14 protein-coding genes and 2 pseudogenes are annotated in these 13,871 nt (G+C 58.4%); 8 read left to right on the top strand and 8 right to left on the bottom strand.

The genetic code is table 11. From position 1 onward, the window contains the following. Positions 1 to 27: 27 nt before the first annotated feature. The gene (locus AC2444_RS35935; RefSeq protein ID WP_128450105.1) at positions 28 to 1,425 is read right to left on the bottom strand and encodes a cytochrome P450; all 1,398 of its coding nucleotides are present in this window, start codon (positions 1,423 to 1,425) and stop codon (positions 28 to 30) included. Between the two features lie 173 nt (positions 1,426 to 1,598). On the opposite strand from AC2444_RS35935, the gene AC2444_RS35930 reads away from it, so the two are divergent. Together AC2444_RS35930 and AC2444_RS35925 are read left to right on the top strand one after the other, a co-directional pair. Continuing rightward, positions 1,599 to 2,699 carry a flavodoxin family protein gene (locus AC2444_RS35930; RefSeq protein WP_128450104.1) on the top strand — a complete coding sequence of 367 codons (1,101 nt, stop codon included), beginning with the start codon at positions 1,599 to 1,601 and terminating at the stop codon, positions 2,697 to 2,699. A 123-nt stretch (positions 2,700 to 2,822) separates the two neighbouring features. Continuing rightward, positions 2,823 to 2,945, top strand: coding sequence for a hypothetical protein (locus AC2444_RS35925; protein ID WP_003554688.1), 123 nt, complete (start codon positions 2,823 to 2,825; stop codon positions 2,943 to 2,945). A gap of 30 nt (positions 2,946 to 2,975) precedes the next feature. Here AC2444_RS35925 and AC2444_RS35920 read toward each other — a convergent pair whose 3' ends face one another. Further along, positions 2,976 to 3,776: an SDR family NAD(P)-dependent oxidoreductase gene (locus AC2444_RS35920; protein ID WP_012760329.1), complete on the bottom strand. Its 801-nt coding sequence runs from the start codon at positions 3,774 to 3,776 to the stop codon at positions 2,976 to 2,978. A 206-nt stretch (positions 3,777 to 3,982) separates the two neighbouring features. Next, a complete protein-coding gene (locus AC2444_RS35915) occupies positions 3,983 to 4,504 on the bottom strand; it encodes a sigma-70 family RNA polymerase sigma factor (RefSeq protein WP_003554691.1) in 522 nt (173 codons plus the stop codon). Between the two features lie 458 nt (positions 4,505 to 4,962). On the opposite strand from AC2444_RS35915, the gene AC2444_RS35910 reads away from it, so the two are divergent. The 4 genes from AC2444_RS35910 (at position 4,963) to AC2444_RS35895 (ending at position 7,833) form a co-directional block, all read left to right on the top strand. Next, on the top strand, positions 4,963 to 5,463 hold the full coding sequence (locus AC2444_RS35910; RefSeq protein WP_003554693.1) for a YciE/YciF ferroxidase family protein: 501 nt from the start codon (positions 4,963 to 4,965) through the stop codon (positions 5,461 to 5,463). Between the two features lie 28 nt (positions 5,464 to 5,491). Beyond that, positions 5,492 to 5,809 (top strand): hypothetical protein, encoded by a 318-nt coding sequence (locus AC2444_RS35905; protein WP_244432310.1) that lies wholly within the window; start codon positions 5,492 to 5,494, stop codon positions 5,807 to 5,809. Between the two features lie 611 nt (positions 5,810 to 6,420). Further along, positions 6,421 to 6,723, top strand: a complete 303-nt coding sequence (locus AC2444_RS35900) for a hypothetical protein (protein WP_003554697.1) — start codon at positions 6,421 to 6,423, stop codon at positions 6,721 to 6,723. A gap of 15 nt (positions 6,724 to 6,738) precedes the next feature. Continuing rightward, entirely contained in the window at positions 6,739 to 7,833 is a 1,095-nt protein-coding gene (locus tag AC2444_RS35895) for a sialidase family protein (protein ID WP_012760330.1), read from the top strand. Between the two features lie 368 nt (positions 7,834 to 8,201). Here AC2444_RS35895 and AC2444_RS35890 read toward each other — a convergent pair whose 3' ends face one another. Next, the gene (locus AC2444_RS35890) at positions 8,202 to 8,528 is read right to left on the bottom strand and encodes a hypothetical protein (RefSeq protein WP_244432311.1); all 327 of its coding nucleotides are present in this window, start codon (positions 8,526 to 8,528) and stop codon (positions 8,202 to 8,204) included. Between the two features lie 495 nt (positions 8,529 to 9,023). Between AC2444_RS35890 and AC2444_RS35885 the strand changes: the two genes are divergently transcribed. Then, a complete protein-coding gene (locus AC2444_RS35885) occupies positions 9,024 to 9,263 on the top strand; it encodes a DUF6894 family protein (RefSeq protein ID WP_003554701.1) in 240 nt (79 codons plus the stop codon). A gap of 1 nt (position 9,264) precedes the next feature. On the opposite strand, the gene AC2444_RS35880 is transcribed toward AC2444_RS35885, so the two are convergent. The 3 genes and pseudogenes from AC2444_RS35880 to AC2444_RS35870 all read right to left on the bottom strand — a co-directional run. Beyond that, entirely contained in the window at positions 9,265 to 9,984 is a 720-nt protein-coding gene (locus tag AC2444_RS35880; RefSeq protein WP_017993235.1) for a Crp/Fnr family transcriptional regulator, read from the bottom strand. Between the two features lie 292 nt (positions 9,985 to 10,276). Beyond that, positions 10,277 to 10,441, bottom strand: coding sequence for a hypothetical protein (locus AC2444_RS35875; protein ID WP_012760333.1), 165 nt, complete (start codon positions 10,439 to 10,441; stop codon positions 10,277 to 10,279). 590 nt (positions 10,442 to 11,031) lie between these two features. Further along, positions 11,032 to 11,271: pseudogene (locus AC2444_RS35870) on the bottom strand (HNH endonuclease); the annotation flags it as partial. A 136-nt stretch (positions 11,272 to 11,407) separates the two neighbouring features. On the opposite strand from AC2444_RS35870, the gene AC2444_RS35865 reads away from it, so the two are divergent. Next, positions 11,408 to 12,373 (top strand): TIGR03885 family FMN-dependent LLM class oxidoreductase, encoded by a 966-nt coding sequence (locus tag AC2444_RS35865; RefSeq protein WP_012760334.1) that lies wholly within the window; start codon positions 11,408 to 11,410, stop codon positions 12,371 to 12,373. A 927-nt stretch (positions 12,374 to 13,300) separates the two neighbouring features. On the opposite strand, the pseudogene AC2444_RS35860 reads toward AC2444_RS35865, so the two are convergent. Then, positions 13,301 to 13,705: pseudogene (locus AC2444_RS35860) on the bottom strand (NAD(P)/FAD-dependent oxidoreductase). Positions 13,706 to 13,871: the final 166 nt, after the last annotated feature.

The raw sequence follows: 13,871 nt of genomic DNA, 5'->3' as shown, positions 1-13,871 counted from the left end.
GGACCACAGCTGCGCCAAGCACGGATTTCAATGAGGCGGAAAGCCTGCCGCAGCATGCGGTGCACGGGCTTTCACCGGCCGCTTGCTCAGCCGCAGCCGAATATCGAAATGGTTGAGGGTGCCGGGCAGGTCGTCGACTGTCAGAGACGGCTGAAGCAGCGTGATATCCGCCTCCGACAACAGCGCGCCGATGGCGAAGCTTGCAATCGCTGGTACGAGATTGTGGGCTGGACAAATGGCAGCACCAGCGCTGAAAGGTACGAATCCGACTGTCGGCAAGGTGTCGTTGCGCCCCCAGATACTTGGTTCCATCCGGTTTGCATAAGCCAGTTCGGGATCACGGTGAAAGAAGGGCGCGAAAATGATGACGCCCGTGCCGCGCACCACGGTCCTGTCGCCGGATTTGACATCCTCGGTCAGCTCTCTGAGAATGACGGGTGTCGTCGGCCAGAGACGCAGAGCCTCGAGCAGGCAATTGCGCGTGAAGGGACGATCAAGGTCGGGATCTTTAACTTCGTCAACGGCGTTGGCCCAGTAGCTCGGATGGCAGGCAAGCAGCGCAAGCGTCCGGAAAACGGCCACTCCAGCAGCGTCGAAGGCAAACAGCCATTGGGCCACCTGACTTTCTAAATCAAAATCGCTGCCTTTCGGCAGCCGAGCAATCAGGCTGCCCTCCTCCGGTTCGCGCAGATATTGGCCGAGCTGCTGCTGAAACTGCCGACGCTTGCGCCGATCGATGGAAGCTGCAAAAGCCCAATTCGCCCGACTTCGAAGGTCGTTCAAGGTCTTCGTCAAAGTGACGTCGTTGCGCGCGCGATCGCCGAGTACGGTGCGGCGAACAATCCGGAACCAGGCTCGCGAGAACGCAGACCAATCGAGTTCGTTCGGCCGGTCGGAACCGATACCGTCCAAAATCTCCAGGAGTTCGGAATCGACGATTGTCTTGAAGCCGGCCGAAGATGGATGCAGCCGGTCCGCGCTTGCCAAAGCATGTTCATGGATCGGCCGAAGCTCGGCCCGCCGCGCGGCATCTGAGATCAGCACGTTTTTCGGTTCGAAATGCGCAAGAGCGGAGCGCTTGACCCAGGTTGCCGTGGCAAATGGCTGGGCTGAACACTCGAGCACCGTGGAGACGTCGGAGGGGTCGAACACCAGCAGCTGCGGCCGGAACGGGATAGGCAAAAGCAGAGGCTCCCTGCCATATTTCTTCACCAGCCGCTGCATCTGACTGACAGCACCCGTGTCCAGATCCTGCCGCTGTGCCAGGCGTTCCATGATCGGGCGGCGAATGATGACACCTTTGGCAGCCGTCGGAACCATGACAGCCGCAACCACACGCAAAGTGTCGATCCAGCTGGCACGATTTATCCGGACGAAGCCGGCGGGTCTTTCCCTGGAAAAGATGGCTCGATTGCGAGAATTCATGATCCCGAAGCCCTTGCTGCATGGAGTAGCCGATCGGCCTTATTTCCGAACCGGGACAACGGCCGATTGTTCCGGGCTGATCACCGATCCTCGATAGACGATGCAACTGGGAGGCACCGGAACAGAAGCCGGCTCACCGCGTTGTTTCGAGCGCATGAATGCGTGGAGGCCCCATGCCCGACGAACCAGCCGCGAACGCATCTGACCTCGAACCGCGAAAAGGCAGCCCGAGCCCTCGCCTCGACGAGCGAGAATTCAAGAGGCGTTTCCTAAGCCAGTTCAAGGATCGGGTTTACGACACACTGGATAACGAACTCGGCAAGGTGGCCGCGGCCGCATGGAATGCATACGCCCATTCGCGAAAGAGCCCGATAACCAAAAAGGCTGGACCAGGATTTGCCGATCCCGACTATGATCTTGGCGTCGATTGGCTCGAGGCGAGAGATCAAATCCGCGCTGCGCAAGCGCGCTTCGAGGACGAAAACGCGCCATCGCGCGTCCTCCTCGTCAACGGCTCGTCGCGAAGCGAACATACCTGTCCGGGCGAGATTTCGAAAAGCTTCCGAATGGTCGAGATCGCCAAGGAAGTGTTTGCCGAAGCCGGCCTAACCGTGAACGTCCTCGACCTCAGCCGCATCGCTTCCGAATATGGCCGACAGATCCATCCGTGCAAGGCGTGCTTCTCGACATCGGCCGTGCTCTGTCACTGGCCGTGCTCCTGCTACCCGAACTACTCCCTCGGACAGATCCACGATTGGATGAACGAAATCTATCCAATGTGGGTCGAGGCGCACGGCATCATGATCGTCAGTCCGGTGAACTGGTACCAGACACCCTCGCCGCTGAAACTGATGATCGACCGGCTTGTCTGCGCCGACGGCGGCAATCCAGATCCGACGAGCACGCATGGCAAACACGCCAAGGAGGCCAAGGAGCTTGAGATGCAAGGATGGGACTATCCCCGCCATCTTTCCGGCCGCTTATTTTCTGTCGTCGTCCATGGCGATACCGAAGGCGTCGAAAATGTCCGCCGCAGCGTCTCGGATTGGCTGACGTCGATGGACCTCGTCCCGGCCGGAGCCTTGGCCGAGGTCGACCGTTACATCGGTTATTGGGAGCCCTACGCCACCAGCCACGACGCCTTCGAAAAGGACACCGCTTTTCAGCAAGAGGTGCGCAATGCCGCCAGAACCCTGTTGGAGGGAATTACCTCACGACGCAATGGCAAGATGGTCGCGGCGGGAAGACGGTTGAAGCAACCGCGTGAGAAGTGAGCGACTGGATTGGCGAAACGACGATGACAGGGTTCTATTTTCATATTCGGGACGGCGACCAAGTGGAACGGGATCTCGAAGGAATCGAATTGCAACGTTGAGGCTGCCGAGCAGGAAACGTTGATGGCCGCCTGGGAAATGGTCGCAGAATTGGATGCAGGGACAGCCCATTCAGGGCAAGATAACGAGATCGACGATGAGAACGGCAACCGTGCGCTCGCGGCGCCGTTCCTGTCGATCGATTGAGAGGTCCGGTCAGGCATGCCCGCAACGTGGTTATTCCTTGCCCGAACCTGGCTCAGCCATCTTGGCGTGCTGATGCGCAAGGATGCTCGCGGGTGTCACGTTGGCGACGGCCGCCTGGAGCTTGTTCTTCCAGCCGCTGACGACATCTCCTTCGCCGTCCATCATGGCATCGAAGCCGATCTTGGCGACTTCGGCCGGATCGTCTTTCTTTGCCTGTCCGACCGAGGTATCCATGAGGTCGGCGCGTCTGAAAAATTCCGTGTCGGTCGCGCCGGGCATCAGGCAGCTGACGGTCACACCCGTTTCCTTCAATTCCTCTCGCAACGCGAAGGAGAAGCTGTTGATGAAAGCCTTCGTGCCATTGTAGACGGCCTGATAGGAACCGGGCATGAAGCCGGCGATGGAGCCGGTGAGGAGAATGCGACCCTCGCCGCGGCTGCGCATCAGGTTGCCCACCTGCTGGACGAGATAGATGGTGCCGACGATATTCGTATCGACGACTTTCCGGGCCTCCGCGAAATCCTGATCGAGGAAACCCTTGCCGAGGCCGCGCCCGGCATTGGCCATTAGCAGATCGACCGAACGTCCGGAAGCTGCGATGGCTTCCATCAGCCGGTCGACGCCATCCTCGGTTGAAAGGTCGGTTTCGATTGCCTGGACCGACGTGCCAAACTCCTTCAGGCTCGACGCTGCCTGCTGAATGCGTGCCTCGTCGGCGGCGACGATCAGATCATAGCCTTCCCGCGCCGCGCATTTGGCCAGCTCATAGCCAATGCCGGTCGAGGCGCCGGTGACCACCGCGAGACCCTTGCCAAGTTCATGCTTATCCATGTTTCTTCTCCTAGACTTCGGAAAAAGGTGAAGCCACCGAACCTGAAAAGCGAAGATATGTTCCGGCGAGGGTGCGAGACGCAGAGGCCGCAACAGATCCTGTACATGGCGCGCGCCATGTTCAACCGCGATAAAGAGACGGCTATGCGAACCCGCCGGCCCCATTCTTCCCATCCCGACGTGACGAGTATCGGAAGCAGGAGCGCTCAGTCGATCAGCTGGTTCCCAAGCAGCGAATGCAAGGTTTCGCGGGCCCGGCTGACGCGGCTTTTCAAGGTGCCGATGCGGCAGCCGCAGATCCTGGCGGCATCTTCATAGCTCGTTCCGGCGGCCACCAGCGTCAACGCGCGGCGTCGGTCGTCGGAGAGGCGCGTCATTGCTTGTCGCAGCTCACGCTCGCGAAGCGCCCACTCCTGGCTCGGGGCGACAGAGACCTGTTCCATGGTCACATCCATTCCGACCGGCTCGCGCTTCCGCCGACGATAATTACTGCAGAACGTATTTCGAAGGATGGTGAAGAGCCAGGACTTGAGAGAAGTGCCTGGATGGTACAGCTGGATCGAATTCAACGCCTTCAGCAGCGTTTCTTGCACGAGATCATCGATGTCGTCCTCACTACGCAGGAATCTTCGGGCAAATGCGTGCAACGCCGGTGTCAGTTCGACAATCTCCAGCTCGACCGAGGATGTTTCTTGCGACGCGGGACGTTGTGAAGATAGAGCCGTCATTTTTCTCTCCTGGGATGAAAGGAAAGTTCCAAGCATCTGAATCGTTGCTGTACGATACCGGACGAAATCTCGTTTTCGCTCATCGGCGGACCGCCTCCAAGTCAACTGAACGCATGAAGACGCCGGAATGCTGTTGCGGATCGCCCAAAGGCATCGCTGGAAGGCGCCGATCCGGACTCGAAACGACGATCCGGCGAAAATCGTTCCCACGCGATGCCCCCACAGCTTTGATAACATTCACGTATCCGGCGAGCTCCGTGCGTAACTGCCATATTCCGTGAAAAGATAGGCGCCGCAGGAACAACAAACGTCGGCAATGGTTTGATCAATCGCCGACCGCAACCCGAGTCGGTCTCGTCCTTGGCCGGACAGAGATGGCGCCGCCATTACGGGGGCGTCATCTCCGCGCTAATGTTCGACCGAGCGAGAGCCCATCAACACGCCATAGGAGGACGCAAATGGCAACCGAGAAGACGCTGAACGATCTGTTCCTCGACACGCTCAAGGATATTTACTACGCCGAAAAACAGATCCTGAAGGCGCTGCCGAAAATGGCCCGTGCCGCCCAGTCGGAGGAAGGCAAGGCCGGTTTCCTGCAGCATCGGGACGAGACCCAGGCACACGTCGAACGTCTGGAACAGGTTTTTGAAATGATCGGCAAGCCGGCACGTGGCAAGACTTGCGAAGCCATTCAGGGCATCATCGCCGAAGCTGATGAGATCATGGACGAGTTCAAGGGCACGGTCGCCCTGGATGCCGGACTGATCTCTTCGGCGCAGGCCGTGGAGCACTACGAGATAGCCCGTTATGGCACGTTGATCGCATGGGCCAAGCAGCTTGGCTTCAAGGAGGCCGTCCCGCTACTGCAGGCAACGCTTGCGGAAGAAGAAGCGACCGACAAGAAACTTACGCAAATCGCCGAGACCTCGGCAAACGTAAAGGGAAAGCGCGCGGCCTAATACGGCGACGCGCCTTCACGGCCGCCGCATGGCGGCCGTTCATCGTTTGGCTCTTGTGCCCCGGCTCGGCGATCGGGCAAGCGCCGCAATGCTAGATGAGTTGGATATGAGCGTAATTAGTTTCGATAAACTGCGCGATACCCGCGAACGGCCTGACGCTCAATTCGTCCGAAAAGACGAACACGGGCAGACAATGTATCTCTTCGCACTGGAATATGAGATGGGGCCATCGACTTGGTCCGCCAAGATCTGGGCGTATTCATTCGAAGATGCCGAAATGCGGGTGAAGGCAATGCGTGAGAGCCTTGCGGTCTGCGGTCAGATGCATGCGTCGATAGGCGCTTAGCCTAGTGAAACGCAATCGATCGACGGTGGACAGCTAGGTGTGACTCATCCTAGCGACCGATGCTTTCAAGGTTGGCGCCAGTTCACCATGTCCTAAGACAAAAAGGCGTTCCTGCGAACGCTTTTCGTGGCGATATATTCGACATGGACGGCTCCGCGATCGCTTGGGGGATTCCCGCGATGTGCGATGGTCGGATTGGCTGTCTGATTTGGACTCCGCTCCGAGGAGCGGTTCATCGTCGCATGCGCGTTAGGCGATTTGGGAGTTCGCGATGCTTGAGTCATCCAGCCTTGAACCAGAGCTTTTCTACTGGGCCAGACGCCGGGAAGTGGAAAGTGCCTGGGAAGTTGTGCAAATTTCGACCGTGATTGGGGGGACGTAAAGAGGCGCAAGCAGGAGCGACCGGGGCCAATTATAGGCGTGGCTCCCTCGTCATCTTTAAGTGACGAAACTTGCTCGCGCGGTCGTCATGGATCCGCGGTGGAGGGGCCCTTTCAGCGCTGGCACTCACGTCGACCTGCTTGCGATCGTAAAGAGCACCAGCGGCTCCGCAAGCCGACCCCAATCCAACGCCGTCTTATGTCGATGTCTGGCGACAAGGAGAACTAGACATGCACTTGATACAGCTATTTATACCGGCAGCGCCGCAATCGACGATCAAGATAGAAGACGTCATCGCGAAAGTTCAACGCGAGATGACGGAGCGCCATGGCGGAGCGACGGCATACCTCAACTCGCCAGCAAAGGGGCTTTGGTCCAACGGCGAGGGGGCGGAAGAAGAAGACGTCATCGTAGTTGAAGTCATGGTGGACACTCTCGATAGGGCCTGGTGGCGTCGATATCGTCGCAACCTCGAACAACTGCTCAGACAGGATGAATTGCTGGTGCGGGCGATTCCTGTCGAGGCGCTCTGACAACTTGGTGCCCCGATGGAGACGCAATTCCGCAAGCTCGAGGTCCACCGCAAAGGCGACGAGTTCGCAGGCTGGCCGGCGAATTATGGTCTCTGGTCGTGGGGTGACGAGGTGGTCGTCGTTTTCGCGCGCGGCAAACTCGGAGCGAAGGGGGAGCTTCACGAACTGGACCGTGATTACCCATTCGTGCCTTGGCAGGCACGGAGCCTGGACGGCGGTCTGACCTGGATGAGCGAGCGGTTCTCCGGTCGCGTGCCAGGTGGGATGTCACTTTCGGCCGATGAGCACTTGAACGCCGATCTCAAGGTTGGTGTCCGTCTGTCGGCTGATGATGAACTGCGCTGCCTGGAACAACCCATAGACTTTCTCGATCCAGAGACGATCGTCATGTGCGCTAGAACCGATGTGCAGGGCGATGCTGTGAGTTGGTTCTATGTCAGCCGGGATCGGGCACGGACATGGCGGGGTCCATATCCTTTCACCGGTCTGGACATTCCGATTTCCGCGCGAACCGATATCGTTCCTATGGGGAGGAACGATGCGCTCTTCATGCTAAGCACCTCCAAAGAGGATGGCGCGGAAGGCAGAGTGTTCTGCGCCCGCACGGCGGACGGCGGGCGCAGCTTCGTCCTTCAAGGCTTTGTCGGCCCAGAACCCGAGGGCTATTCGATCATGCCGGCATCGACGCCACTTTCCGGTGGCGCCATTCTGACGCTGACGCGCTGCATGGGGACAGGCGGCGACAAGGGTTGGATAGAAGCCTTCACTTCCGATGACCAAGGGAAGACTTGGACGCGGAAAGGCCGCGTCGTCGACAATACAGGCAGCAACGGCAATCCGCCCGCGCTCGGGCGGATCGACGGCATGCTTCTGCTCGTCTACGGTTACCGTGACCCGCCATTTGGCATCAGGATGCGCGTGAGCTGCGACGACGGCCAGACATGGGGCGCCGAGAAGATCATCCGAAGCGATGGCGGCACGGCCGATCTCGGTTATCCTCGCGTCGTCAAGCGCGATCAAGCTTCCATACTGGCCGTCTACTACTTCAACGACGGTGAGGGGGAGGAGCGCTACATCGCAGCCTCCATTGTCGCGTCGATCGGAGATTGAGAAGGGAGTGCGAGTGTGCGCGCATCCCAATCGGCACCCTGTACCTGTCGGGGCCCTGAAGGCGCGTTCCAGCGGACCAAATGCCTGGCAAGCCTCGTTCCATCCAATCCACCGGATTTTCTAAGAGATTTGTCATATTCCTACTTCGGCATTGCTTCGATAGGGGCGAGCAAATGGAATCGCGCCGGGGTTCGTCCATGTGAGAACGTCTCGCTCCTTTGATCGACTGCCGTATATTTCCAGGCTGCCTAGGCCTAGCTAGGACTAGGGTCGCGAGGTCGTCGTAGATCAGACGCGACAGCGCCGAAGATCAGCGAATCTGCCTAGATGTTCCGTCGCCGAGCGTGACAGCAATCGCCTCGAGTGAACTATCCTCGCCGGGTCGATTTTCTATGGCGAACCCATAAATAGACGATGAGACCGAACATGGCGAAACAATACCAGCCGAAAACCAACCCCAGGACCCATAGTTGGTCGCCGCCACGAAGCGCGAAGATCGCCGTGGCCAGGGCAATGTGAGCAACGACAAAGCCAATCGCAATGAACAGCACCCAGCGCAATCCTTGTTGGTTGTTCGATCGTACGAAAAACAGCCGCCATTTCCAAGATGGGTCAGCCCCCCGTTTGAAAGCTGGTAAATGCCAAATTAGGAAAAGCGTCCTGTCCGCCTGGGATAAATGGTCGAAGGGCGTCAACGATGATCACCACTTGGAAAAGTCGCCGCGATGCGATGGTGGTGGTTGCAATCTGTCGGAATCACGTCGTCTCGGTGTACCGCCGTGCTCGTCGCAATATGGGCCAACGCTCAGGGCACTCCTCTTACATTTCTCCGGTGGCAGAGCGCGGCAGCAGGCTTCCGGTCCGCAGCCGCGTGCAGAGCGAACTGAGGAACTCTTCCGTCGTAAGCAGATCGAGCTGGACGGAAAGTCTGTCAGCAGCTCCGCTCTAGAACCAGCAGAAAGCCTGGGCCGTTGAAGAACATATCCCCCCTGGGCGTGCCGGGATCGACTTCCACTGCCCCGCAAAAATGAACACGTAACCCACCAAGTTCTCAACGCCAACCACCGGTGCGTTTCCGCAAGGCTGCCGCGTTCAGATCGGCGATGACGAAAGCATGCCCAATGCTGTTGATCTGAACGCCGCGGAACGGCAAGATAGGCGACTTGTCCTTCCGGGCTTTGGGATTTCGAATGCCACGCTTCTACTTCAACATTCTGTCTGAAGCAGGATCGCTCGACGACTGGGAAGGAACCGAGCTTGCCGATTTGGATGCCGCTCGCGTTGAAGCGGTGCGTGATGCGCGGGCATTGATGAGCAGTGCCGTGCTGCTTGGATATGACATTTCGTCAAGAAGCGTCGAGATCAGAAACGAAACAGGCGATATCCTGCTCGTGTTGCCCTTTGCGGAAGCGGTGAAGCCAATGGGCTGATCTACCTGGCGCCGAGCGGAAGACCCAGCAACCTCTCATATTCGCGCTCCGGCACTCCATAACAGCCACCGGCGATTTCGATCAATTTTTCCCTGTCCACTATTCGCACGTTTCCGCGGGTCGATCGGATGGCGTGGACGCCCTCAAGCACGTGTAGCTCATTGGTGACGCCCGAACGCCGGACACCGAGCATCAATGCCAGAAATTCATGGGTAATGGCCAGGTCATTGCCTTCGAGGCGGTCGTGACACATCAGGATCCATCGAGCCAGCCGCTCATGCATATTGTAGCGGGCGTTGGCGAGCGCCGAATGGGCGAGCTGCAGCACGGTTGTGTGAACATAGCGAAGGAAGAAATCCTTCATCTCGGGATCATCGGCGAGCGCGCGCTGAAATGTCTCCATCGGCACCATAATCCCCGACCCCGCGACCTGCATGAACGTGCGCGTGGGGGTGGTCTCTACCGCCAGGACGACGTGCATGCCGGATGCGCCCTCGCGCCCGATGTGGCCAATTTCCACAACTTCTTCGTCGATGCTGCTGACAACCATGGATGCCAGGCCCCTTTCCAGGAAACAAACATGCGTGGTCGGCACGTCGCTGGCGACAAGAACGTGCCGCAATGGAAGGTCGATGCGCTCCATCGCTCCCGAGAGGCGTGCGAAACCGTCTACGCTCAACAATTTCAGTAGAGTGTTCTCGACGGTCGATTGGTGGGGCATAGCAGCTCCGCGTGGGGAGCTTGGATGTCAAGCCAAACGCCTGTGGGTGTGGTGAAAGCTACGGGACGCCCAAAGATTTGGCTATAGGTCCCGCGAAAGTGTGCGTTTATGACAAAACCGCACATAAGCCACTGACATTGTTGATGATCAGCGACGATAGACCGGCACCGACGTTCGGTGCCGACCAAGAGAGCTTAGCACATCTTGCCTCGGCATGCGCGCTCATTGCGAAAGGACGAGCGATTCACAATACGAATATCTGCCGTTTGTGGATCGTTGATAGAAGTCGCAATCAATCTCGCCAGCCAAGTCGGCGGCAATGCGCTTCGGCGATCAGGACGGCCTCCTTTCGGTCGGCATAGGGACCTGGCAGATAGACCGTGGCTCCGCGGAAACTGACGATCACCGCCTTTGTCACGCTATCGAAGACGATAGCCATATCCCGCTCGTAGGCCATTTGCTTTCCTGACGGCGCTTACCCCATCGAGATGTGCTCTTTTTTCGAATGAAACAAGGTGCCGACACGGCGATTCTTCAGGCGCGGGAGCTTTTCGCGGCCTTGGACCGAAGCGGCGAAACGACTGGTGTCACTGGCGGTCCATCTACCGACTGGTGCAGAAACGCACAGGAACTTTTCTGACTATCTGTCGTTGGGCCACAAGGATCGCACAGGTCCCCCTCTTTTAGCGGGGCCGTACGCCAACCCTTCCTTCCTGTGCGATCCGTTCGTTCCCAACCTCCCCCGCTTCGGCGGGGCTTCTTTTTGGTGCACAGCGCGCAGGGCGAAAGCGGACCGGCGTTCATCGCATTAACGGGCAGCGGCACGAAAAGCGCATTGCCAGGTCGCGCCGCTCGGATCCATTTCTGTGATCCGGAATTCTCCGATACCGCTGAGCCCGTCCATGGAATCCTAGAGTTCACGCGTGACCGTGTGAGGGACGTGCTCCCGAAGGCGGACGTGGTCAGTTGATCGAGGATCTTCAGCTACCTGACCTTGACGATCGGGGTGTACTCGCCGCTGTCAACGCTGGAAAAGCTTCTTCATTTTGCGTGCCGCGCCATGAGGATTTCGAGATCATTCGACAGGTCAACGGGGCCAACATCCAATGAGCGGTCCCGGCCAGCGCAATCCCGTTGGAAGAATAGCAGAGTTTGTTTCCACCTGGCGGAGATGAGCCGCATCTGCCTCGGCGCGGCCTCCACCAATGATTAGCTTCAAACCCATGATCGCAATCTCTTGTCGTAGGTTTGTGGAACGATACGGCGCAACAGGCGGTCACGAACTATTCAGGGCCAGCTGCATAACTCGACCCCGCTAACGGCAGCGGAACAAAGGGTTTTTTCGGCGGTTCATGACTGCATGTCATAGGCTGCAAGGTATTTCTGGATTGCCAAAGCATTGCCTTGATCACGGGGAGCCCAAATGCTGATAGGTTATCATGCGTCGCATGAGCAGTTCTCGCCCAGCGAACTCTTATGCTTTGTTCAGGCTGCAGAGCGCGCTGGTTTCGGTGCCGTCATGACGTCCGACCATATCGCGCCATGGAGCGAGGAGCAGGGAAATTCGGGTAACAACTGGGCCTGGCTCGGCGCAGCACTTGCAACGACATCGCTGCCGTTCGGTAGTCTCGCGATCCCCGGTGGCTGGCGCTACCACCCAGCCCTACTTGCGCATTTGGCCGGCACCCTCGCCGAGATGTACCCGAACCGTTTTCGATGGATTGCAGTCGGTAGCGGTGAAGCCCTGAACGAAAGCGTCGTGGGCAGCGGCTGGCCCGAAAAAGCAGAACGCGACGCGCGGCTTCGTGCCGGTGCCGGGATTGTCCGGGATCTCCTTCGCGGAGAAACGGTCACCGTTCGTTATCCCTGGTTCGCGGTGGAGGAAGCCAAGCTCTGGTCCCTGGCTGAGCGGCCGCCAGCGATATTTGGCGCCGCCTTGAGCGCCAAGACGGCAGGGTGGATGGGCGACTGGGTCGACGGCTTGATAACAGTGCGGAAATCCAAAGAGAGCATGCAAGAGCTTGTCGGCCGCTTCGAAGATAATGGCGGCCACGGCAAGCCGCTCGTCTTGCAGCTTCAGGTTTCGTGGGCAATGTCGAGGGAGGAAGCGCGTCTGGCGGCCTGGGAGCGGTGGCGCAATGCGGCCGTGCCACCGACTGTCTTAGCTGACCTGAAGCGCCCCAAGGACTTCGACGAGGTGACCAACACCCTCAGGCCCGAGGACATAGAAGAGTTCGTCCCACTAATTACAGAAGGATCCGAGCTGCTAGAAATCATCAGTGAATTGGCATCATGCGGATTCGAGGAAGTCTATTTGCACAATGTTTCCTTGGATCAACATGGCTTCATGCGGTTCATGGCGCAGGAAGTCTTGCCGCATATCCGCTAGGCCACGTCATCCGCCAGGAGGCGATCAAGCAATCTCCTGAAGTGGCGGGTGATACCCACAGGCATCAACATAGCGCCACCTCTTCTCCTGTTCGAAAAGTTTGGCTGCTTACTGAGCGCAAGCCTGACCCTGGGGGGTCGCGTCGCTTAGACCACCTTGGGTCTGGACGGAGCCCGAAGCGGTGGAGCTCGCAGGATCACTGCCGCCGCTGCAACCGCCTGGCATGGTCGCGCCCATTGATCCATTCGTCGTGCTGCCCGTGGAGGTTGGATCGGATGTCATCGGCTGCATTGTCTGAACATTGGCACGACCATCGGTACCAATGGCATTGGGTTCCGTCGTGGTTCCAGCTCCGGTGCTGGACTGAGCAAAAGCGCTCGTGGCCATACCGGCCGCGAGCATTGAGGCGCAGATGAGCTTGATATTCATCTTTTTCGTTTCCTTCGTGGTTTACGTTGCGGCCCTCGAACATCAAGATCACTCTTCTGTTCCCAATTATCTGAAGCGTAAGTATCGATTGCACGCACCAAGACAGATACGCGACCCACAGCGGGACGACCGAGTTGACCTGTGGCATCCGCGGTCGTCTTGCTCGAATGAGACAAGGACGCTGGTCGGAATGGCGATGGGAGGCAAGCGTCAGAGGGTGACCCACTTCGGGCCCGCGCGCTGACCGAAACCTGCACATGTATTCAAATGGCCCTCGCTCTCCCAGAAGCGTGTCTTGCAGCGAGGATTTTACACAGCTTGCGGATTCCGCGGGAGGACAAGCAGCCGCCTGGAAATTCCGCGCTCTCACCTTCAGGGTGTCGATGTGCAGATCCGGAATTTATCCCGAGGCGGAGACTATGCCGAGCCCGTTTCCTAAAGCTCGAGATTTCCGGTAAAGCCGCGTGGCAAGCTCGGCATAATATTCAGGCTCCGCTGTTACAATTTAGCGGAGACGAGCATGACCCCCGGGGTAGTCATTGCCCCGCTGAACCTCCGACTCATACCTGAGGCCACGGATGACACATCGTTGCCGTCTACAAGGCGCGTGTCGAGATCGTGGGCAGCGGCGATCTTCATGAAGTCTTCGAACGCAGCCATGTCCTTGGCCGTCCGGGCCACATAGGTAACGCCAGTTTGTCGGAGGCCGATGTCTTCAAGACATTCGTCCGCCAACTGTTGCCAGAGGCGGCAGGCTTCGATCACTATTGGCAGCTCGTCAGCGTCTCACCCTTGCTTTCGTATCCAGCCCCAGTTGCGCGAGGACTCTTCGGCGGCAATGCGTCCTTTCTCAAGCAATGTCACTTGCACATCTCGATTAGCAAGGAAGATGGCGGTGCACACTCCGACAATTCCGCCTCCGATGATCACCACCTCGGAGGCATTAGGGATCGGAATGCTGAACGGGATCGGCTTCGGAGAAGGGAAACATTGGAATCTTTTCTTGATTGGCTTCCGCTGATCCCTAGCTCGTAGGCAATAATCGTTCAAGGTAGATGTCCGTAAGGGC

Source organism: Rhizobium sp. WSM1328, assembly GCF_057653715.1.
Note: the sequence above shows the minus strand (reverse complement) of the source record. Positions and strands in the feature narration are given on the sequence as shown.

Coding starts and splice junctions, on each gene's coding strand:
- AC2444_RS35935 (WP_128450105.1), bottom strand. CDS start 1,425: ATGAATTCTCGCAATCGAGCCATCTTTTCCAGGGAAAGACCCGCCGGC.
- AC2444_RS35930 (WP_128450104.1), top strand. CDS start 1,599: ATGCCCGACGAACCAGCCGCGAACGCATCTGACCTCGAACCGCGAAAA.
- AC2444_RS35925 (WP_003554688.1), top strand. CDS start 2,823: ATGGCCGCCTGGGAAATGGTCGCAGAATTGGATGCAGGGACAGCCCAT.
- AC2444_RS35920 (WP_012760329.1), bottom strand. CDS start 3,776: ATGGATAAGCATGAACTTGGCAAGGGTCTCGCGGTGGTCACCGGCGCC.
- AC2444_RS35915 (WP_003554691.1), bottom strand. CDS start 4,504: ATGACGGCTCTATCTTCACAACGTCCCGCGTCGCAAGAAACATCCTCG.
- AC2444_RS35910 (WP_003554693.1), top strand. CDS start 4,963: ATGGCAACCGAGAAGACGCTGAACGATCTGTTCCTCGACACGCTCAAG.
- AC2444_RS35905 (WP_244432310.1), top strand. CDS start 5,492: ATGGCGGCCGTTCATCGTTTGGCTCTTGTGCCCCGGCTCGGCGATCGG.
- AC2444_RS35900 (WP_003554697.1), top strand. CDS start 6,421: ATGCACTTGATACAGCTATTTATACCGGCAGCGCCGCAATCGACGATC.
- AC2444_RS35895 (WP_012760330.1), top strand. CDS start 6,739: ATGGAGACGCAATTCCGCAAGCTCGAGGTCCACCGCAAAGGCGACGAG.
- AC2444_RS35885 (WP_003554701.1), top strand. CDS start 9,024: ATGCCACGCTTCTACTTCAACATTCTGTCTGAAGCAGGATCGCTCGAC.
- AC2444_RS35880 (WP_017993235.1), bottom strand. CDS start 9,984: ATGCCCCACCAATCGACCGTCGAGAACACTCTACTGAAATTGTTGAGC.
- AC2444_RS35875 (WP_012760333.1), bottom strand. CDS start 10,441: ATGGCCTACGAGCGGGATATGGCTATCGTCTTCGATAGCGTGACAAAG.
- AC2444_RS35865 (WP_012760334.1), top strand. CDS start 11,408: ATGCTGATAGGTTATCATGCGTCGCATGAGCAGTTCTCGCCCAGCGAA.